General features: G+C 60.3%; 16 protein-coding genes. 9 read left to right on the top strand and 7 right to left on the bottom strand.

Features of this window, described 5'->3' with window-relative positions; translation table 11 throughout:
* Positions 1 to 86 precede the first annotated feature (86 nt).
* Positions 87 to 518 (top strand): DUF1489 family protein, encoded by a 432-nt coding sequence (locus ACN0VH_RS19300; RefSeq protein WP_278924334.1) that lies wholly within the window; start codon positions 87 to 89, stop codon positions 516 to 518.
* Positions 519 to 727: 209 nt separating this feature from the next.
* Here ACN0VH_RS19300 and hisG read toward each other — a convergent pair whose 3' ends face one another.
* The 4 genes from hisG to ACN0VH_RS19280 form a co-directional block, all read right to left on the bottom strand.
* A complete protein-coding gene (gene hisG / locus ACN0VH_RS19295) occupies positions 728 to 1420 on the bottom strand; it encodes an ATP phosphoribosyltransferase (RefSeq protein ID WP_278924333.1) in 693 nt (230 codons plus the stop codon).
* Positions 1417 to 2505 (bottom strand): ATP phosphoribosyltransferase regulatory subunit, encoded by a 1089-nt coding sequence (locus ACN0VH_RS19290; RefSeq protein ID WP_417702049.1) that lies wholly within the window; start codon positions 2503 to 2505, stop codon positions 1417 to 1419. Before ACN0VH_RS19290 ends, hisG begins: the two co-directional genes overlap by 4 nt.
* 3 nt (positions 2506 to 2508) lie before the next feature.
* The gene (gene hisS / locus ACN0VH_RS19285; RefSeq protein ID WP_417702047.1) at positions 2509 to 4008 is read right to left on the bottom strand and encodes a histidine--tRNA ligase; all 1500 of its coding nucleotides are present in this window, start codon (positions 4006 to 4008) and stop codon (positions 2509 to 2511) included.
* Between the two features lie 176 nt (positions 4009 to 4184).
* Positions 4185 to 5012 (bottom strand): crotonase/enoyl-CoA hydratase family protein, encoded by an 828-nt coding sequence (locus ACN0VH_RS19280; protein ID WP_417702045.1) that lies wholly within the window; start codon positions 5010 to 5012, stop codon positions 4185 to 4187.
* Positions 5013 to 5141: 129 nt separating this feature from the next.
* Between ACN0VH_RS19280 and ACN0VH_RS19275 the strand changes: the two genes are divergently transcribed.
* Positions 5142 to 5336, top strand: coding sequence for a SlyX family protein (locus ACN0VH_RS19275; RefSeq protein ID WP_278924329.1), 195 nt, complete (start codon positions 5142 to 5144; stop codon positions 5334 to 5336).
* 58 nt (positions 5337 to 5394) lie between these two features.
* Here the strand turns inward: ACN0VH_RS19275 and dnaE are convergent, their stop codons facing one another.
* On the bottom strand, positions 5395 to 8907 hold the full coding sequence (gene dnaE / locus ACN0VH_RS19270; RefSeq protein ID WP_417702044.1) for a DNA polymerase III subunit alpha: 3513 nt from the start codon (positions 8905 to 8907) through the stop codon (positions 5395 to 5397).
* A 435-nt stretch (positions 8908 to 9342) separates the two neighbouring features.
* Here dnaE and xdhA point away from each other — a divergent pair, with 435 nt between their 5' ends.
* The 7 genes from xdhA (at position 9343) to ACN0VH_RS19235 (ending at position 18760) form a co-directional block, all read left to right on the top strand.
* On the top strand, positions 9343 to 10725 hold the full coding sequence (gene xdhA, locus ACN0VH_RS19265) for a xanthine dehydrogenase small subunit (protein ID WP_417702042.1): 1383 nt from the start codon (positions 9343 to 9345) through the stop codon (positions 10723 to 10725).
* A complete protein-coding gene (gene xdhB / locus ACN0VH_RS19260) occupies positions 10722 to 13097 on the top strand; it encodes a xanthine dehydrogenase molybdopterin binding subunit (RefSeq protein ID WP_417702040.1) in 2376 nt (791 codons plus the stop codon). The genes xdhA and xdhB overlap by 4 nt, the downstream gene beginning before the upstream one ends.
* Positions 13087 to 14049: a xanthine dehydrogenase accessory protein XdhC gene (gene xdhC, locus ACN0VH_RS19255; RefSeq protein ID WP_417702038.1), complete on the top strand. Its 963-nt coding sequence runs from the start codon at positions 13087 to 13089 to the stop codon at positions 14047 to 14049. Before xdhB ends, xdhC begins: the two co-directional genes overlap by 11 nt.
* Positions 14046 to 15563: an ABC transporter ATP-binding protein gene (locus ACN0VH_RS19250; RefSeq protein ID WP_278924324.1), complete on the top strand. Its 1518-nt coding sequence runs from the start codon at positions 14046 to 14048 to the stop codon at positions 15561 to 15563. The genes xdhC and ACN0VH_RS19250 overlap by 4 nt, the downstream gene beginning before the upstream one ends.
* Positions 15564 to 15608: 45 nt before the next feature.
* Positions 15609 to 16691 carry an ABC transporter permease gene (locus ACN0VH_RS19245; protein WP_278924323.1) on the top strand — a complete coding sequence of 361 codons (1083 nt, stop codon included), beginning with the start codon at positions 15609 to 15611 and terminating at the stop codon, positions 16689 to 16691.
* Positions 16691 to 17611 (top strand): ABC transporter permease, encoded by a 921-nt coding sequence (locus ACN0VH_RS19240; RefSeq protein WP_278924347.1) that lies wholly within the window; start codon positions 16691 to 16693, stop codon positions 17609 to 17611. Before ACN0VH_RS19245 ends, ACN0VH_RS19240 begins: the two co-directional genes overlap by 1 nt.
* A gap of 75 nt (positions 17612 to 17686) precedes the next feature.
* Positions 17687 to 18760: a BMP family ABC transporter substrate-binding protein gene (locus ACN0VH_RS19235; RefSeq protein WP_278924322.1), complete on the top strand. Its 1074-nt coding sequence runs from the start codon at positions 17687 to 17689 to the stop codon at positions 18758 to 18760.
* Positions 18761 to 18879: 119 nt separating this feature from the next.
* Here ACN0VH_RS19235 and ACN0VH_RS19230 read toward each other — a convergent pair whose 3' ends face one another.
* Entirely contained in the window at positions 18880 to 20118 is a 1239-nt protein-coding gene (locus ACN0VH_RS19230) for an HlyD family secretion protein (protein WP_278924321.1), read from the bottom strand.
* Between the two features lie 4 nt (positions 20119 to 20122).
* Entirely contained in the window at positions 20123 to 20482 is a 360-nt protein-coding gene (locus ACN0VH_RS19225; protein WP_278924320.1) for a hypothetical protein, read from the bottom strand.
* Between the last annotated feature and the right edge of the window lie 15 nt (positions 20483 to 20497).

Genomic DNA, 20497 nt, shown 5'->3' with positions numbered 1-20497 from the left:
TACCGAGTGTACCACAATATCTTGCTGGCGAAAAGGATTTGAACACTATATAAAGGTATCGCTCTGGACGACTCTGTGGGGAAGCTGTGGATAACTACATCAATCTGGTGAAACTCTCGGTTGGCACTGAAAGCGTTGAGGGTCTGCAAGACTGGCAAGACACAACCCGCCATAGCCTGCCCGAAGGCCTGCCCCGCCATGTCACCCGCATGTGGCCCAAACGTGCAGCCGAAATTCTGGCTGGCGGATCAATATATTGGGTCATCAAGGGCCAAATTCAATGCCGCCAGCGCATCCTGCGCCTGGATGAACTCATCGGTGACGACGGGGTGCGCCGCTGCGCCATTGTTCTGGATCCGGTGCTGTTGCGCACCCACACGGCAATCAAACGCCCCTTTCAGGGCTGGCGGTATCTGAAACCAGAGGACAGCCCGGCCGATTTACCCAAAGGCCATGCAGCAGAAGTCCCCCTGCCCTTGGAGCTTTCCCAGGCGCTGGCCGAAATTGGGGTCATCTAACCTCCGCCCGCTCCCTTTGCTCCGCTAGATAGGGCGAAGACTGCACCGCAGCCCTGCGCAGCAGGCTCTACCCTGGGCGCGCCACCTGAACCTTCCCTGACACAAAGCCCCTTCACAAGGGCACCTCTGTCCCCAAAGGTGCCTTGGCAACGGACGGGAGAAGCCCCCTGCCCCTGTTCAGCGCGCACAGCCGACTGCGCAGCCATGACCTAGCCGAGGATCAGGGTATTCATCGCCTTCAACGTCTGGCGTTCCTCGGGCGTGTAGTCCGCCGTGCGGCTGCGCCACAGGGTCGCCTGACTTTGCAGCACCAGACCATCCGACAATAGCTTCAGGTGATTGGCGCGCAGGGTTTCCCCGGTAGAGGTGATATCGGCCACCATTTCGGCAGTCTCGTTCTTTACCGTGCCTTCGGTAGCGCCCTGGCTATCCACCAGTTGGTAGTCGGCCACGCCAGCTTCGGTCAGGAATTCACGCACAAGCCGATGGTATTTGGTGGCAATGCGCAACCGATGCCCATGCAGGCGCCGGAACGACGCCGCAACCGCGTCCAGATCCCCCAGCGTATCCACATCGATCCAGAATTGCGGCACCGCCAGGATCAAATCCGCATGGCCAAAGCCCAGCGGCTGTAGCTCTTGCAGTTGCTGTTCCCATAGCGGCAGCTTTTCCTGCACCAGATCGGTGCCTGTGACACCCAGATGAATCCGCCCCGCCGCCAGTTCGCGCGGGATTTCACCAGCGGACAGCAAGACCAGTTCCATACCCGGCACACCTTCGATGGCGCCGGCATATTCGCGCTCTGACCCGGTGCGCGACAGCGTCAGGCCCCGCTTGGCAAACCAATCAAAGGTCTTTTCCATCAGCCGCCCCTTGGACGGTACTCCCAGTTTCAGGCTCATGACTGACCCTCCTCGAGCATCAGCATCAGATCCGGGCGCAAAACGCCCCCAACGGCGGGAATATCGCCGTCCTGCCCCAACTGCCGGGTCAGCGCATCATAGCGCCCGCCACTGGCAATCGGCGGCAGATCAGGGCGCGCTGCGGCATAAAAGCCAAAGACAAACCCATCGTAATATTCCATTGAAGTCCGCCCGTAGGAGGCCTCGAAATCCAGGCCATCAATATCGATGCCGCGCGCCTTGAGCGCCGCCACGCGGGTGTCCAGACGATCCAGCGCCGGGGTGATGGCCGGCAGATCCACCGCGATATCGCGCATCTGTTCCAGGGCAAAGGGCACGGTTTCACGCACCGCCATCAGCGCCTCCAGCGCCAGCAGTTCATTTTCGGCCAGCGGCGGCGCAGCAGCATCCGCCCGCAACAGGTCGATCCGCGCATCCACCTCTGCCTCACTGCGTTTGCCCAGCACCGGGGCGGATCCAGTCAGCACCCCCTCAGAAGACAGCAGTTTCAGGCGCGCCTCGGGCACCGGGCTGCGCCCGGCATAGCGATCCAGCAAGGCGCGGAACCGCCGGGGTCGCCAGATATGGCGCATCAGGGCGGCCTTGCGCACCTCGGTGGTGTCCAGCCCCTGAACCGCAGCCATCAGGATGCCAATATCACCGGTTGCCGCCCGCAGGGGCAGGCCGCGCAGCTGCAGCGCGATCAGCGCAAAGACCTCGGCATCAGCGCCGGCCGGGTCATCGCGTTCAAAGACCTCATAGCCGACCTGCAGATATTCGCTGGCGCGATCCGGATCCTGTTCCTGACGGCGAAAGACCTCGCCAGAATAGGTATAGCGGGCCGGTTCCGCCCCCTCGCGCATGTGCATCTGCACCACAGGCAGGGTGAAATCGGGACGCAGCATCTGTTCGCCACGCACCGCATCCGACGTCACATAGGCCCGCGCCCGGATATCTTCACCGTACAGATCCAGCAGGGTACCGGCAGGCTGCAACAGCGGCGGATCCACCACCTGAGCCCCTGCGGCCTCAAAGGTCATGCGCAGCCGTGCGGCCAACGCCAATGTAGAAGAGCGATCCGGCATGGCTTAGCCCTGACTTTCAAGAATTTCACGTACCTTGGCGATCAGATCGCCACGCGGAACTTCAAACTGACTGGGGCGTTCTTTCCACTCTTCCAGAGTGGCACTTTCAGCGATCTTGGCGCCCAGGATCAGATCTTTAATCTGAACAACCCCATTGGCCTTTTCATCGCCGCCCTCGATCACCGCGACGGGTGAGTTGCGCTTGTCCGCATATTTCAGCTGGTTGCCAAAGTTCTTTGGGTTGCCCAGATAGACCTCGGCGCGGATGCCCGCATTGCGCAGCTCCGCCACCATGGCCTGATAGTCAGCCATGCGGTCTCGGTCCATCACCGTCACCACCACCGGGCCGGTGGGGGTCGCGGCTAGGCGGCCCTTTTCGCGCAGCGCCGCCAGCAGGCGATCAACACCAATGGATACACCCGTCGCCGGCACTTCCTGACCGGTAAAGCGCTTGACCAAATCATCATAGCGCCCGCCCCCCGCAACAGAGCCGAACTGCCGCTTGCGGCCCTTTTCGTCCAGGATGTCAAAGGTAAGCTCGGCCTCAAATACCGGGCCAGTGTAATAGCCAAGCCCGCGCACGATAGAGGGATCAATTTCGATGCGATCACTGCCATAACCGCCCGCGGCCAGCAGATCACCGATCTGTTCCAGCTCGCCAATGCCGTCCAGGCCCACCTGCGAGCTGCCAACAGCGGCGCGCAGGTTTTCAAAGGTCCTGGCCACATCAGCGGCCTTGGAGGTCAAGAACGCCAGCACCGGCTCTGCCTGATCCTCGCTGAGGCCAACGCCATCAATATAGGCGCCGGACGCATCCAGCCGCCCCTTGGTCAGCAGCTCACGCACGCCGACTTCACCAACCTTGTCGAACTTGTCAATGGTGCGCAGCACATTGTCACGGGCCAGCTGGTCATCGCCCAGCCCCATGACCTCCAGCACGCCGTTCATCACCTTGCGGTTGTTGACCCGCACCAGATAGTCGCCGCGTGGAATGCCGACAGTTTCCAGCGTATCCGACAGCATGGCGCAGATTTCCGCATCCGCCGCCATCGAGGCGGTGCCGACAGTATCCGCATCGCATTGATAGAACTGGCGATAGCGCCCTGGTCCCGGCTTTTCATTGCGCCAGACCGGCCCCATCGCATAGCGCCGATAGGGTGCGGGCAGATCGTTGCGGTGCTGGGCATAGACCCGCGCCAGCGGCGCAGTGAGGTCATAGCGCAGCGCCATCCAGTCGCCCTTGTTGCTGTCTGGATCGTTCTCGTCGACCTCTTGCCAGGCAAAGACGCCAGCATTGGGGCGGTCGACATCGGGCAGGAACTTGCCCAACGCCTCGACGGTTTCCACCGCCGCGCTCTCCAGCGCTTCAAACCCGTAATGATGGTAAACACCCGCGATGGTACGCAGCATTTCAGAACGCTGTGTCACCTCTTCGCCGAAATAGTCACGAAATCCCTTGGGCGTCGCCGCCTTGGGACGGGGCTGTTTCTTGATCTTGGCCATGAAAAGGCCTCCTCACGGGTGGGTTTGGGTCATTTACTCGCCGCGCGGTCTAGCCCAAGCCGCCCCTATGAGCAAGGTAGCAGAGTCAAACCGCCCGCATATCAAAAGGGGGCAATCCGGCGCTGCCTAGCAATCAGCTATGACAGCCCTGCGACAGATGCACAGGTCGGGTGGTGTCAGATCTTGGTGAAATCCCCGGCGCGTCCCAGCCCCGCCGCAAACCGCTGCGCCCCGACGCGGCCTTCGGCCAGAAAGGCAGCAGCAGAGCGCCATTCCCGCCGCAGCCCGGCCGCCAGTACTGCCGGATCCTGGCGGGCCGACAGATGGTCTGCCTGCAGACAGGCCTGCGGATAGCGCGCAAGGTCGCGCGCAAGGTCCTGCGCCTCGACCAGCGCCGCGCCCGGCGCGCAGAGCCGATTGGCAAACCCGGCCTGATAGGCCTCTGGCGCGTCAAAGGGGCGGCCGGTGAGGATCAGATCATTGGCCCGGCCCTGGCCCAGAATCTGCGGCAGGCGCAGGGTGCCGCCATCGATCAAGGGCACACCCCAGCGGCGGCAGTAGACCCCGGCAACCGCATCTTGGGCCATCACCCGCAGATCGCACCAGGCCGCCAGTTCCATGCCACCCGCCACAGCCGGGCCTTCGATTGCTGCGATCACCGGCTTTGTCAGCATCAAGCGGCTGGGTCCCATGGGACCGGGGCGCGGATCAGCCATCGGATTGTGCCAGTCTTCGGGGATATCCAGGCTGGCAAGCCAGGCATCGGCCTCTCCGCCACCAGCGGATTTCAGATCGAACCCGGCACAAAAAGCGCCCCCTGCCCCGGTCAGCACCGCAATCTGCGCCGCCGGATCCAGCTCAAAATCCATAAATGCAGCATACAGCGCGCGGGCCGTGGCAGGGTCCACCGCGTTGCGCAATGCGGGCCGACACAGGGTGATGGTGGTAATACCTGCCTCGGTATGGCTGGTAACCGAGGGGGGGCAGGTCTCTCTCTGGGGCATTGGGGCGCTCTTTTCTGTAATAAATCGCGTTGACCCGGCCAGCCTGCGCGTCTTGGGCATGGACCGGCAAGGGGAACCGCCATATGACGTTGCGCAGCCCCGCTCAACAGATCAGCCCAGGAGGACACGATGCAGGCTTTGGAAGAACAGATTGCCCATCTCACCCGCACCGTCGAAGAGATGAGCGACGTGGTGGCCGCGCAACAGAACGAGATTGACCGCCTGTCGAAACGGGTGCGGATGCTGATGGAACGCGAAGCCACCCGCGAACAAGGCAGCGGCGGCGCGCATGTCTTTGGTGACGAACGCCCGCCCCACTACTAGGGGCGCGGCGCAAGGATCAGCACATCGGCGGGAAGATCCAACTTGCGCAAGCGGCGCCTCAGATCTCTTCCACCTCCATCACGCCTTCCAGCGATTTGATCGCGCCCTTGATCTGCGGGTTGATCGGGAAGGGCTGGCCCAGATCCATTTCAACGTCCCCCGGCAGACCGGGATCCTGCAGATAGAGGTAGATGGCGCCGGGGTTGGCGTTGCGGGCGGCCGTCTTGGCATCTTCCAGCACCTTGGCCACGGTGCTAATCGCCGTCACATCATCCAGATAGATCCGCAGCGAAGACCGCCCGGCATCGGCAATTGCCGCATCCACCGGCCCGGCAGAGCGCATCAGCAGTTTCAGCTGGTCGCTTTCCATCGTCGCCTCGGCGGTGATCACTACCTTTGATCCGGTTTCAAGAAACTCCCGCGTTTTTTCCAGCACATCGGAAAAGATCGTCACTTCAAAGCCGCCGGTGGTATCCGAGAGCTGCGCAAAGGCAAAGCGATTGCCACGCGCCGATTTCCGTTCCTGCCGCCCGGCGACGACCCCTGCCATCTTTGCCATGAAGGGACCGCGCTCAGCCTTGGCCATGACCTCGTCCAGGGTCATCACATCCTTGCGTTTCAAGGCGGGCATATAATCGTCCAGCGGATGGCCCGACAGGTAGAAGCCAATCGCCTTGAATTCCTCCGACAGCCGCTCTGCCGGCAGCCAATCCGGGGTGCTGGCCAGCCGCGGTTCGGGCAGGTCATCGCCGGCCTCGCCAAACAGCGACACCTGATTGGAATTTTTCTGTTCGTGGATCGCATTTGAATAGTTCACCAATCCCTCAAGACTGTCGAACACCCGGCGGCGGTTGCGGTCCAGCTGATCAAAGGCCCCGGCGCGGGCCAGCATCTCCAGTGGGCGTTTGCCGATCTTTTTCAGGTTCACCCGTCGGGCGAAATCAAACAGATTGACAAAGGGACGTTCCTGGCCATCTTCGCGGCGCGCATCCGCCACCAGCCGCATCACATCCATGCCAACGTTTTTCAGCGCGCCCAGCGCATAGACCAGTTCGCCGTTGACCACGTTGAACGTCGCCAGAGAGCGATTCACGCAGGGCGGCACATAGGGCAGGCCTAGGCCTTTTTTGACCTCTTCAAAATAGATCGCCAGCTTATCCGTCAGATGGATATCGCAGTTCATCACCCCGGCCATGAATTCAACCGGGTGGTTCGCCTTGAGCCAGCCCGTCTGATACGAAACCACCGCATAGGCCGCCGCGTGGGATTTGTTAAAGCCGTAGTTGGCGAATTTCTCCAGAAGGTCAAAAACTTCCGACGCCTTTTTGGCAGGCACGCCATTCTCTGCCGCGCCCTTTTCGAATTTGGGACGCTCGGCGTCCATCGCCTCTTTGATCTTTTTACCCATGGCCCGGCGCAACAGATCGGCACCGCCAAGCGAATAGCCCGCCATGACCTGGGCAATCTGCATCACCTGTTCCTGATAGACGATGATGCCTTGGGTTTCCTCAAGGATATAGTCGATCAGCGGATGCACGGATTCGATCTTTTTGAGACCGTTTTTCACCTCGCAATAGGTGGGAATGTTTTCCATCGGCCCCGGACGATACAGCGCCACCAGGGCGACGATATCCTCGATGCAGGTGGGTTTCATCCGTTTCAGCGCATCCATCATGCCGGTAGATTCCACCTGGAACACCGCCACGGTTTTCGCCGCTGAGTAGAGTTTATAGGTTGGCTCGTCATCCAGAGGGATGGCGTTAATTTCATTCACCGCACCTTCGGGCGGTTCATAGAGCTGGGTGCCATCGGCCGCCGTATGTAGGTCGCGCCCGGACTGCTTGATCAGATCCACCGCGTTTTGAATCACCGTCAGGGTTTTCAGACCAAGAAAGTCAAACTTGACCAACCCGGCCTGTTCCACCCATTTCATGTTGAACTGGGTGGCCGGCATGTCTGAGCGCGGATCGCGGTAAAGCGGCACCAGCGCATCCAGAGGCCGGTCGCCAATCACCACCCCCGCCGCGTGGGTACCAGCCGAGCGCAACAGCCCCTCAACCTGCATGCCATATTTCAAGAGCCGGTCCACCACCGGTTCGTTCTTGGCCTCTTCCTGCAGGCGTGGCTCTTCTTTCAAGCTGTCCACAATGGACATCGGCTTGACGCCTTCAACCGGGATCAGCTTGGACAGACGGTCAACCTGGCCATAGGGCATCTGCAAGACCCGGCCCATGTCGCGCACCGCGGCCTTGGACAAAAGCGCACCAAAGGTGATGATCTGCCCCACTTTGTCGCGGCCATATTTTTCTTGCACGTATTTGATCACCTCTTCTCGGCGATCCATGCAAAAGTCGATGTCAAAGTCAGGCATCGACACCCGTTCCGGGTTGAGGAAACGTTCAAACAGCAAACTGTAGCGCAGCGGATCAAGGTCGGTAATCGTCAGCGCATAGGCCACCAATGATCCCGCACCGGACCCCCGGCCCGGCCCGACCGGGATATTGTTGTCCTTGGCCCATTGGATGAAATCGGCAACAATCAAGAAATAGCCGGGAAACCCCATGCCTTCGATGATGCCCAGTTCAAAATCCAGACGTTCCTGATATTTTTCAACGGTATCCGCGTGGGGGATCACCGCAAGGCGCTGCTGCAGCCCCTCATTGGCGATACGGCGGAGCTCTGCCACCTCGTCATCGGCGAACTTTGGCAGGATGGGGTCGCGCAGATAGGCCTTGAACGCACAGCGCTTCGCAATTTCAACTGTATTTTCAATTGCCTCTGGCAGGTCCGCGAAGAGCGTGACCATTTCCTGCTGGCTTTTGAAATAGTGCTGCGCAGTCAGACGGCGGCGCGGCTCGGATTGGTCAACATAGGCCCCCTCGGCGATGCAGATCATTGCATCATGTGCCTCATACATTTCCGTCTTGGGGAAATAGACATCATTGGTCGCCACCAGCGGCAGCTCCATCGCATAGGCCATTTCGACATGGCCGCGTTCGGTCAGCTTTTCCGCTTCGGGCTGGCCGTCTTCGCCAGGGTGGCGTTGCAGCTCCACATACAGCCGGTTGGGGAAAATCGCCTTCAGCCGCTGCATCAGGTCTTCTGCGGCGGGACGTTGCCCCTGACGCAAGAGCCGCCCAACCGGCCCGTCAGGGCCTCCGGTCAGGCAGATCACATCTGTTGCATTCTGCGCAAGATCTTCCAGCGTCACATAGGGCAGTTCGCTGCCCTGGCGCAGATAGAGGCAGGAATTAAGCCTCATCAGACATTCATAGCCGGTTTCGCTCTGGGCGAGCAGAACCAGTGGCGCGGGTGGCTGGGGCCGCTCGCCCGGCGCGGGCTCGACAAAACGCAGATCCATCTGGCAGCCAATGATCGGCTGCACCCCCGCCCCGCTGGCCGAAACAGAGAACTCCAGCGCCGAAAACAGGTTATTGCTGTCGGTCACAGCAATGGCGGGCATATCGTTGGCTTTGCACAGATCCGGCAGCTTTTTCAGGCGCAGGGCGCCTTCCAGCAACGAATATTCGGTATGGGTGCGCAGGTGGATGAATCGCGGAGCATTTGTCATGCGCACAAACTAGCCCATCGCCCGCGCAAGGATAAGAGCCGATCTTGCCTGTCAGCACAGCATTTACCGGGTGCCAGATCTCTGCACCCTGCCCCAAAAAGCAGCAACAAGACGCCCCAAGGCTGCCGTTTTCAGCGAATTCAGGCAGGAAACCTCTGGCCATTATCAAATACGGTTTGAAAGTCCTGCGGGCTGATATAGGTTTTTCTGGGGACACCACAAAGGAAGTGCTTTAAAAATAACGGCATGCCCCTGTATACGGCAATATAATTTCGTCATGAAATGCTGCAGGGCAGAGTCACTTTTTCTTGCCAGAACAAGAGACTGCTTCGTAGGCTATGTCCAGCAAGCATATGCAAGGCCCGCCATACTTTCTACGTCGCATCGAAAGCATGGCACCAAGGGTGGTTCACGTAAGGCGACGGGTTTCACACGATGACAATCACCTTTCATCTGAACGGTGAAGAGGTAGTGCTCAAGGATCTTGATCCTGCGGCAACACTGCTTGACTTTCTGCGCGAAGAGCGCGGGCTTACGGGAACAAAAGAAGGCTGCAATGAGGGAGACTGCGGCGCCTGCACCGTGATGGTGAGTGATAAGGCTGGCTCCAAGCCATTGAATTCCTGCATTCTGTTTCTGCCGCAGCTAAACGGGAAATCCATCCGCACGGTTGAAGGTGCCAGCGACGCCGACGGCACGCTGCACCCCGTTCAAGAGGCGATGATCAGCCACCACGGCAGCCAATGCGGGTTCTGCACGCCTGGTTTTGTGATGTCGATGGTCACGGCCCATAAGAACGGTGCCAGTGACCATGATGTGCAATTGGCAGGCAACCTGTGTCGCTGCACCGGCTATGCGCCGATCATTCGCGCCGCCGAAGCCGCCGCCACCGCCCCCGTACCACAGTGGATCGCGTCAGACCCACTGCCTGCTACCGAGGCTGCAGCTGCCTCTGCCGACATGCTGCCGCACAGCGCCGAGGCGCTGGCCGCGCTGTATCTGGCCAATCCCGAGGCGCGACTGGTGGCAGGTGCCACCGATCTTGGGCTTTGGGTCACCAAGGGGCTGCGCGAACTGGGGCAGATGATCTTTCTGGACGGCTGCGAAGATCTGAAACAGATCGAGATCAATGACAGCGAAATCCGCTTTGGTGCCATGGTCGATATGAACCGGGTCCGCGACACCCTGACGCCGCTGCACCCCTCTTATGGTGAAATGATCCGTCGCTTTGCCAGCCAGCAGGTGCGGGCCGCGGCGACCATTGGCGGCAATATCGCCAATGGCTCTCCGATTGGGGATAACCCACCGGCGCTGATTGCGCTGGGGGCACAGTTGCATCTGCGCCAGGGCGACAACCGCCGCACCATCGCGATCGAGGATTTTTTCATCGACTACGGCAAGCAGGATCGCCGCCCCGGTGAATTTGTCGAAGCCGTCAGCCTGCCGCGCCAACCAGACCGCCTGCGCGTCTACAAGCTGTCCAAACGCTTTGATCAGGATATTTCCGCCGTGCTTGGAGCCTTTAACATCACGGTAGAGGATGGCCAGGTGACAGTGGCCCGCATCGCCTTTGGCGGCTTGGCGGGCACGCCCAAACGCGCCGCCCATCTGGAAGCCGCCTTGATCGGCCAGAACTGGAGCGCCGCAACCATTGCCGCAGCAGCCCCGGCGCTGGATAGCGATTTCACCCCGCTCAGCGATATGCGGGCCTCGGCCGAATACCGGTTGGAAACTGCGCGCACCATGCTCAGCCGATATTTCACCGATCTGTCCGCTGCCTCAGGCGTTAGCCAATCGGTTCTGGAGGTACAGCTATGAGCCTTGAAAACGCCCAGCCCGTCGGCAAGCCCCTGCCCCATGACGCCGCCAAACTGCATGTGACCGGCAAGGCGCGCTATGTCGATGACACGCCCCTGCCGCGCAACGCACTGCACCTGGCTTTTGGCCTGTCCCGCATCGCCAAGGGCCGGATCACCGCAATGGACCTGGCCCAGGTCAAATCCAGCCCGGATGTCGTGGCCGTGCTGACCGCTGCGGACCTGCCCTTCAGCAATGATGTCTCGCCCTCGATCCATGACGAGCCCCTCCTGTCCGATGGTAGCGTGCATTACTTTGGTCAACCGCTGTTTCTGGTGGTGGCCACGAGCCACCGCGCCGCACGGATCGCCGCGCGCAGGGGCGACGTCAGCTATAGCAAGGAACCCGCCCTGCTGACGCTGGAAGATGCCCTGGCCGCCAACAGCCGCTTTGAGGACGGCCCCCGCATCTATCAAAAAGGCGATGCCGAGGCCGCGATCGAGGCCGCCGCGCATCGGGTCGCCGGCGAATTTGACCTGGGCGGGCAAGAGCATTTCTACCTGGAAGGCCAGGCCGCCCTGGCCCTGCCCCAGGAAGATGGCGGCATGTTGGTGAATTCATCAACCCAGCACCCAACCGAAATCCAGCACAAGGTGGCCGAGGCCATCGGCCTGCCCATGCATGCCGTCCGGGTTGAAACCCGGCGCATGGGTGGCGGCTTTGGTGGCAAGGAAAGCCAGGGCAACGCCCTTGCCGTGGCCTGCGCCGTGGCGGCGGCCAAGACCGGCAGCCCCTGCAAGATGCGGTATGACCGCGATGATGACATGGTGATCACCGGTAAAAGACATGCCTTTCGGATTGCATACCGGGCGGGCTTTGACAGCGACGGGCGGCTGGAGGGGGTGTCCTTTACCCATCTGGTCAATTGTGGCTGGGCACAGGACCTGTCGCTGCCGGTGGCTGATCGCGCCATGCTGCACAGCGACAATGCCTATGCCATCCCCGCCATCCGCATCGAGAGCCACCGCCTGAAGACCAATCTGCAAAGCGCCACCGCCTATCGCGGATTTGGCGGCCCACAGGGCATGGTTGGCATTGAACGGGTGATGGACCACATCGCCCATGATCTTGGGCTGGATCCGGTCGAGCTGCGGCAACGCAATTATTATGACGCCCCTGATGAGGAGTCGGAGGGGGGCGCTGCCCCCCGGTCTGCGACCTCCCCCCGAGGTATTTCAGGCAAGATGAAGCCGCGGGACAACACCACGCCCTATGGCATGGAGGTACGCGATTTTGAGCTGCATGCGCTGACAGACCAGCTGCTGGAGAGCGCGGATTATGCGGCCCGCAAGGCCGAGATCGCCACCTGGAACGCGGATCAGCCGGATTTGAAGCGCGGGCTGGCCTTTTCGCCGGTGAAATTTGGTATTTCCTTCACCCTGACGCATCTGAACCAGGCCGGGGCACTGGTGCATGTGTATCAGGATGGGTCGGTGCACCTGAACCACGGCGGCACGGAAATGGGCCAGGGTTTGTTTCAGAAGGTGGCGCAGGTGGCAGCCAGCCGCTTTGGCATTTCGCTGGACAGCGTGAAGATCACCGCCACCGATACCGCCAAGGTGCCCAATACATCGGCCACGGCGGCCTCTTCCGGATCTGATCTGAACGGGATGGCGGTCAAGGCCGCCTGTGACACCCTGCGCGACCGTATGGCCGCCCATCTGGCAGAGCGGCATCAGACGCAGGCTGATGCAGTCGTCTTTGCCGACGACCGGGTGCGTATTGGCGGTGATGAGATCTCTTTCAAAGAGGCCGCCAAGCAGTGTTACGAGGGACGCGTGAGCCTGTCGGCCACCGGGTTTTACAAGACGCCGCACCTGCAATGGGACCGTATCAAAGGACAGGGGCGGCCGTTTTTCTACTTTGCCTATGGCGCCGCGATTACCGAGGTTGTGGTGGATCGTCGTTCTGGTGAAAACCGCATCCTGCGCACCGATATTCTGCATGATGCCGGGGCCTCGTTGAATCCTGATCTCGACATTGGCCAGGTGGAAGGCGGCTATGTACAGGGCGCGGGCTGGCTGACCACGGAAGAGCTCATCTGGGATGACAGCGGGGCGCTGCGCACCCATGCGCCCTCGACCTATAAAATCCCGGCCTGTTCTGATCGGCCGGATGTGTTCAATGTGGCGCTGTTTACCGGGCAGAACCGCGAAGACAGTATTTACCGTTCCAAGGCGGTTGGCGAGCCGCCCTTCATGTTGGGCATATCCGCCTGGCTGGCGCTGAGCGATGCGGTGGCGCAGTTTGGCACGGGGTATCCGGCCTTGAATGCGCCGGCCACAGCCGAAGAGATCTGGCGCTGCGTCCGGAGGCAGGCAGATGGGGTTTGATCTGGGTGATCTACGCCGACACCTGACCCGGCATGGCCGGGTGGTGCGTGTTGTTATTGCCTCTATTCGGGGATCTTCCCCCCGTGAGGTGGGCGCGGCGATGCTGGTTTGGGACAGCGGTCAAAGCGGGACGATCGGCGGCGGTGCGCTGGAGTATGAGGCCGCGGCTGCGGCCCGCAGGCAGGAGGTCTCTTTGCGTCTGAGCACCCACGCACTTGGGCCGGATCTTGGCCAGTGCTGTGGCGGCTCCGTCACTTTGGCAAGCGAGGTCTACACCGAGGCGGATCTGGCGCAGCTGGAAGCGGCGGGGGATGTCATTGCCCGCCCGGTGACCCCCGCATCACAGGTCGAGGGACAGGTGCCTTTGGCGGTGAAACGTCTTTTGGCGCAGGAACGCGGCCACGGGCAACGCCCGGCGCCGCAGCTGATCGAAGGCTGGATACTGGAGCCAGTGCACAAACCGCAGGCCGATCTGTGGATCTGGGGGGCCGGCCATGTCGGGCGCGCCCTGGTGGATGTGCTCGCCCCGCTGCCGGATCTGGCAATCACCTGGGTCGACACCAGTGCCGCGCGCTATCCGGCACATATCCCAGCCGGAGTGACCCAACTGCCCACCGCGAATCCGCCGCTTTTGCTGCGTCATGCGCCGGGAAATGCACAACATCTGGTTCTCACCTATTCCCATGAGCTGGATCTGGCGCTATGCCACGGGTTGCTATTGCATGGGTTTTCCTTTGCGGGGCTTATTGGATCGGCCACCAAATGGGCGCGGTTTCGCAGCCGTTTGGCGGGCCTGGGCCATAGCCCTACCGAGATTTCCCGCATAACCTGCCCAATCGGAACCCCGGCCCTGGGCAAACACCCGCAGATGATTGCGATTGGCGTGGCGGCTGAACTGCTGGCCTTGGCCAGCGGCAAAGAGATGAAGTTAGAGAAGGAACGGCGCGCGTGACAGAGGTACTATTGAGCCTGAAGGGCCTGACCAAGGCCTACCCCGGCGTCGTGGCCAATGATTCCGTGTCCTTTGATATTGGCACCGGCGAGGTGCATGCGCTCTTGGGGGAGAATGGGGCGGGCAAATCCACCCTGGTCAAGATGATTTACGGGTTGGTCAAACCCGACAGCGGCGAAATGATGCTGCGCGGCAGCCCCTTTGCACCGGGCGAACCGCGCCAGGCCCGTGCCGATGGCATTGCCATGGTGTTTCAGCATTTTTCCCTGTTTGATGCGCTGAATGTAGCGGAAAACATTGCCCTTGGCATGGAAAACCCACCCAAGATGCGCGACCTGGCCTCGCGTATTCGCGATGTTTCCGAAACCTACGGCCTGCCGCTGGATCCCTATCGCACCGTTGGCGATCTCTCGGCTGGCGAACGCCAGCGGGTCGAGATCATTCGCTGCCTGTTGCAGGACCCCAAGCTGCTGATCATGGATGAACCGACCTCGGTGCTGACCCCCCAGGAGGTGGAAATCCTGTTCCAGACCCTGGAAAAACTGCGCGCCGAGGGGACCTCTATCCTTTATATCAGTCACAAGCTGGAAGAGATTCGAACGCTCTGTGATCATGCGACCATTCTGCGGCTTGGCAAGAATGTCGGCGAATGCATTCCCTCCGAAACCTCGGCCAGTGAAATGGCCGAACTGATGGTGGGATCTGCCCTGACGCCACCGGAACGCGGCAGCCGCGTGTTTGGCGATATGGCCCTGGATATTTCCGGGCTTTCCGTGCCTGCGCCTTCGGCCTTTGGCACCGCCCTGCGCAATGTGCATCTGACAGTACGCCGCGGCGAAATCCTTGGCATTGGCGGCGTGGCGGGCAATGGCCAGGATGAATTGCTGTCGGTTCTATCTGGCGAAGTCCTGACCCAGGCCGACGCGGTCAAACTGGGCGCGACGCCGATTGGCCGTCTTGGACCGGTGGCCCGGCGCGCACTGGGCGTTCTGGCCGCCCCCGAAGAACGCCTGGGCCATGCCGCCGCCCCGGATATGAGCCTGACAGAAAACGCCATGCTCACCGGGGCCACCCGCGAAGGGCTGGTCAAGAATGGCTTTCTCAAATGGGCCGAGGCCACAGAGTTTGCAAAGCGCGTGATCAAGGAGTTTGACGTCCGCACGCCGGGGCCCGAAAACGCCGCGCGCTCTCTTTCGGGTGGCAACCTGCAGAAATTCGTCATCGGCCGGGAGGTACTGCAACGCCCCGAAGTTCTGGTGGTGAACCAGCCCACCTGGGGGGTTGATGCCTCGGCAGCGGCGGCCATTCGCCAATCCCTGCTGGATCTGGCTGCGGGCGGTGCTGCGGTGATCTGCATCAGTCAGGATCTGGACGAACTGATGGAAATTTCAGACAGCTTTGCCGCCCTAAACGAAGGCCGCCTGTCAGCGCCTCGTCCCGCAGCCGGGCTGAGCGTGGAAGAGATTGGCCTGATGATGGGTGGGGCCCATGGCATGGAGGTGGCGCATGTCTGATCGCGCCCCCCGCAAGAGCAAAACAAGACAACAGGGAGAGGCCGCATGATCCGGCTCGAGAAACGGCCACAGCCTTCCAAGGCCTGGTCGCTGGCCACACCGCTGGTGGCGGTGCTGGCGACAATGATTGCGGGCGGCCTGCTGTTTGCCGCGCTGGGAAAAGACCCGGTAGAGGCCATTCGCACCATTTTTTGGGAACCGCTGTTTGGTGAGTTTTCCTTTTATTACCGCCCGCAGCTTTTGGTGAAAGGCGCGCCTTTGGTGTTGATCGCCATTGGCCTGTCGCTGGGCTTTAAGGCGGGGATCTGGAACATCGGCGCCGAGGGGCAGTATATCATGGGCGCCCTGTTTGGCGCTGGTGTTGGCCTTGCCTTTTACCCGTTCGAGGCCTGGTATATTTTTCCGCTGATGGTCATTGCAGGTGGTTTTGGCGGCTGGATCTGGGCGATGATCCCGGCCTTTCTGAAGGTGCGCTTTGGCACTAATGAAATTCTTGTCTCCCTGATGCTGGTCTATGTGGCCGAACAGTTTCTGGCCTCTATGTCGCTGGGTTTGTTGAAAAACCCCGAGGGCCATGGCTTTCCCGGATCGCGCAACCTGCAACAATACGACAGCGCCCACAACGCCGAGCTGATTGCTGGCACCGGTATGCACTGGGGCGTGGTTGCGGCGCTGATTGCGGTGATCTTTGCCTATGTTTTGCTGAACCGCCACATGACCGGCTATCATATCCGCCTGACCGGCGAAGCCCCGCGCGCGGCGCGTTTTGCAGGCGTCAACCCCACCCGGCTGATCCTGTTCTGCCTGGGCACATCCGGCATGCTGGCCGGTCTGGCGGGCATGTTTGAGGTCACAGGGCCGTCAGGTCAGGTGTCGATCGATTTCAACGTCGGCTATGGGTTCACCGCCATTATCGTCGCCTTTCTTGGCCGACTTCACCCTGTTGGCATTCTGCTGGCCGGGGGCCTTATGGCGCTGACATACATTGGCGGCGATATTGCACAATCGAACCTACAGCTGCCTTCGGCGGCCATTCAGGTCTTTCAGGGGATGCTGCTGTTCTTTCTGCTGGCCTTTGATCTTTTGACCAATTTCCGCATCTCGCTTGGCAAAACGGAGGTCGCATGATGGATCTTTCTGCAATCAACCCTGTCCTGCTTATTGCCTCGCTCATGGTGGCGGCGACGCCGCTGCTGTTTGCTGCCATCGGCGAATTGGTAGTGGAAAAATCCGGGGTGCTGAACCTCGGTGTCGAGGGCATGATGATCGTTGGCGCGGTGGCGGGCTTTGCCACGGCTGTGGAAAGCGGCTCTCCGCTCCTCGGCTTTGTCGCCGCAGCGGGCGCCGGTGCGGCGCTCTCGGTTCTGTTTGCGATCCTGACGCAATATGCCCAGGCCAATCAGGTGGCATCCGGCCTGTCGCTGACGCTGTTTGGCCTCGGCCTGTCAGCACTGATGGGACAAAGCTATGTTGGCATCAAACCGCCGCAGATGGAGAAGATCAATATTCCCGGGCTCAGCGATCTGCCAGTTATTGGCCCGATCCTGTTTGGCCATGATCTGATGCTTTATGTGGCAATCGCAGTCATCGCAGCGGTCTGGGCAGTACTGAAATTCAGCCGCATTGGTCTGGTGCTGCGGGCGGTTGGCGAAAACCACGACGCGGCCCATGCGCTTGGCTACAAGGTGGTGCGCATCCGTATCCTTGCAATCCTGTTTGGCGGCGCCTGCGCGGGGCTTGGTGGCGCCTACATCAGCCTGATCCGGGTGCCGCAATGGACCGAAGGCATGACAGCGGGAATCGGCTGGATCGCGCTGGCCCTGGTGGTCTTTGCCAGCTGGAAACCCTGGCGCGTGCTGCTGGGCGCCTATCTTTTTGGCGGTGTGACCGTTGTTCAGCTTAATCTTCAGGCAGCTGGCGTTGCCATCCCGGTAGAGTATCTGGCAATGTCGCCCTATCTGATCACCATTCTGGTGCTCGTCATTCTATCGGCCGATAAAAGCAGCGCACCTGCTGCCCTGGGCCGCAACTTCCACGCCGCCCGCTGATTAAAAGGCTAGCGGCCTACGACTTGTCCGGGGAATATCCTCGGGCACAACCAAAACTAACGGGGGATCCCTTTGATGAAACTGACAAACCTCATGACCAGCGCCGCTGTGGCCCTGGGCCTTGCAACCGCCGCCCTGGCTGAAGATCCAACCAAGGTTGGCTTTGTCTACGTTGGCCCAGTGGGCGATGGCGGCTGGACCTATGAACACGACCAGGCCCGCAAGGCCGTTGTGGAAGAGTTCGGCGACAAGGTGGAAACCGTCTATGTTGAAAGCGTCGCTGAAGGCCCCGATGCCGAGCGCGTGATCACCCAGATGGCGCTGCAGGGTGCGGACCTGATCTTCACCACCTCGTTTGGCTATATGGACCCCACCATCAACGTTGCGGCCAAATTCCCCGATGTGAAATTCGAACATGCCACCGGCTATAAAAACGCCGACAACGTCTCGACCTATTCCGCACGTTTCTATGAAGGTCGCGCCGTTCAGGGCACCATCGCGGGCCACATGACCAAGAGCAACGTTGTGGGCTACATCGGATCCTACCCGATCCCCGAAGTGATCCGCGGCATCAACTCTGCCTATATTCACGCCAAGAAAGTAAACCCCGACGTCGAATTCAAAATTGTCTGGGCTTTCACCTGGTTTGATCCCGCCAAGGAAGCAGACGCGGCCAAGGTTCTGATCGAACAGGGCGCTGATGTCATTCTGCAGCACACCGATTCCACCGCGCCACAGGCAGCAGCCCAGGCGGCAGGCAACGTGATCACCTTTGGTCAGGCTTCGGATATGGCGGAATACGCCCCCTCGCCGCGTGTGTCCTCGATCATCGACAACTGGGCACCCTACTACATCGCCCGGACCCAGGCGGTTATGGACGGCACCTGGGAAAGCAAAAGCACCTGGGATGGTATCGGCGCAGGCATGGTTGGCATTGGTGAAATCACTGATGCGGTTCCAGCCGACGTGAAAGAAGCCGCCCTGGCGATCAAGGCCTCGCTGGCGGATGGCTCCTACCACGCCTTTACCGGCCCGCTCAACAAACAGGACGGCTCTGCCTGGTTGGCCGAAGGCGAAACCGCCGATGATGGCACCCTGGCTGGCATGAATTTCTATGTTGAGGGCATCGAAGGCGACATCCCGCAGTAAGCCTCTCCTGCTGTAACGGCGCACCGTGCACCGTGCAGCCCGGAAAAGAAAGGCCCGCCAGATGGCGGGCCTTTTTGCGTTACATCACATGCGGAAACTCTGCAGTTTCCTACGCGTTATCAGTGCCCGCCCGTAAAGACCAAGGTCTGCACTGGCATCAGCAACATTTGCAAACGCAACAAAAGCGCATGTACCAGCCCAACCGTATCCACAACATGCAAGGCAATCCAGGACCCCAAGCCCAGATCGGGATCCGACAAACGGTCATGGTTATTGGTATAGGCATTGGCCAGACAGCTGCTTCCCGGAGGGATGTCATCGGCCATCCCTTCATACAGCGGCTCCATGAACACGGTCAGCGTCCCTGGGCGGGCGTTGTCCTGCGGATCGCGCAGCACGTCAGTGGGGCGGATCTGGCCCGAAGGGATGACATCCTGCACTTCCACAACAATCATCGGAATGATGGTGAAGGGTTTGCTGAGACAGCCAATCTCGGCATACATGCCAGGCTTAATCACATTGGCCGTGATCTGACCAAAGCCAGCGACAAATCGATCTCTTTCAATAAAGGTATCAGGTACCAGTATGCCGGCCGGGCGCAGGATAGGATTGACGATATCCCCCACCTGCAAGCCAAACTGTTCGATCCGTCCGGACACGCCTGCAACCACCGAGCTCTTGGCAAGCTCCACTTCGGCCTGATGCAACGCCGCCTCGGCGCTGGCGCGTTGGGCTGGAATGTAGGTGGAAATATTTTCCTGAACCGAGCTTTCACGTGCTCGGGCTGCTTCCAGCTCTCCTTGACGGCGGGCAACCAGATTTTCAAGCCGCTCAATTTCGGTTTCTCGCACTGCAGAGGACCCGCGCCGACGCAGTTCAAGATTACGCTCCAGATCTTCAGTGGCCTGGGTCAAGCTGGCCTGCGCCTGAACAATCCCCGCCTTGGCGGCCCGCAGATCCGCAGCTGCCAGTGTCAGCGATGCCCCAATCTCTGCCACCTTGGTACGGGCAGTTTCGACCGCGGCTTTCTGGCTGCTATCATCCAACCGGAAAATAACATCTCCGGCTTCGACATGCTGATTATTTTGAACATGGACCTCGGAAACCCGCCCCCCGCGTTCAGACAGAATTGTCACGGTTCTGAAATAGGATCCAACCTGTGAAGTCGCAGGATGGAAGTAAAAGATCACCGTAATCAGAGACACCGTCAACACGATGCACAGGGTGATCCCCCAACGCAATTCATACCAAACAGAGAAAAAGGTGATTTCCTGCCCCAGGCGTTTGCCCTGCACAAAGCGGCGATACAGAAAGTCGGGAAACACTGTCAGCAAAGAACAGATAAACAGTTCCAGCACAGGCTTACTCCTTATTCTTGCGTTGGCTCAGCTCGACCAAAGAGTTGGCGATTGACTGCAGCGGCGACAGGAAATCGGGCATCCGAAAGGCCGCGAGCATCAGGGCGGCCACCCAAAAGATGTTGTTATGCGTAAAAAGCGCCAGAACCGCCAGAATGCTGATCAACTGAAACTGCGCGTGATTATCTGAATGCGCCATCTTTTCCGGCAAGGCATGCAGCGTGAAATACAGCCCACCAATGGCAATGATCAAAACGATGGTGAAGATGGCCATGCCCGTGAACAAGGGATCACTGCCATCAGGGCCAGTAATATAGCCCGGCACATGACCGTTTGAGAGTGCATGAATGTTTGGGGTGGTCACGGTTTTTCCTCCAAA

The sequence above is a fragment of the Pseudophaeobacter sp. genome (assembly GCF_048267565.1).
Classification (GTDB): Bacteria; Pseudomonadota; Alphaproteobacteria; order Rhodobacterales; family Rhodobacteraceae; genus Pseudophaeobacter; species Pseudophaeobacter profundi.
This window is presented reverse-complemented; position numbering and strand designations above follow the sequence as displayed.

What these genes read in the sequence shown, in the direction of transcription:
- hisG (WP_278924333.1), bottom strand. Translation starts at nt 1,420, where the DNA reads ATGAGCCTGAAACTGGGAGTACCGTCCAAGGGGCGGCTGATGGAAAAG.
- ACN0VH_RS19290 (WP_417702049.1), bottom strand. Translation starts at nt 2,505, where the DNA reads ATGCCGGATCGCTCTTCTACATTGGCGTTGGCCGCACGGCTGCGCATG.
- hisS (WP_417702047.1), bottom strand. Translation starts at nt 4,008, where the DNA reads ATGGCCAAGATCAAGAAACAGCCCCGTCCCAAGGCGGCGACGCCCAAG.
- ACN0VH_RS19280 (WP_417702045.1), bottom strand. Translation starts at nt 5,012, where the DNA reads ATGCCCCAGAGAGAGACCTGCCCCCCCTCGGTTACCAGCCATACCGAG.
- ACN0VH_RS19275 (WP_278924329.1), top strand. Translation starts at nt 5,142, where the DNA reads ATGCAGGCTTTGGAAGAACAGATTGCCCATCTCACCCGCACCGTCGAA.
- dnaE (WP_417702044.1), bottom strand. Translation starts at nt 8,907, where the DNA reads ATGACAAATGCTCCGCGATTCATCCACCTGCGCACCCATACCGAATAT.
- xdhA (WP_417702042.1), top strand. Translation starts at nt 9,343, where the DNA reads ATGACAATCACCTTTCATCTGAACGGTGAAGAGGTAGTGCTCAAGGAT.
- xdhB (WP_417702040.1), top strand. Translation starts at nt 10,722, where the DNA reads ATGAGCCTTGAAAACGCCCAGCCCGTCGGCAAGCCCCTGCCCCATGAC.
- xdhC (WP_417702038.1), top strand. Translation starts at nt 13,087, where the DNA reads ATGGGGTTTGATCTGGGTGATCTACGCCGACACCTGACCCGGCATGGC.
- ACN0VH_RS19245 (WP_278924323.1), top strand. Translation starts at nt 15,609, where the DNA reads ATGATCCGGCTCGAGAAACGGCCACAGCCTTCCAAGGCCTGGTCGCTG.
- ACN0VH_RS19240 (WP_278924347.1), top strand. Translation starts at nt 16,691, where the DNA reads ATGGATCTTTCTGCAATCAACCCTGTCCTGCTTATTGCCTCGCTCATG.
- ACN0VH_RS19235 (WP_278924322.1), top strand. Translation starts at nt 17,687, where the DNA reads ATGAAACTGACAAACCTCATGACCAGCGCCGCTGTGGCCCTGGGCCTT.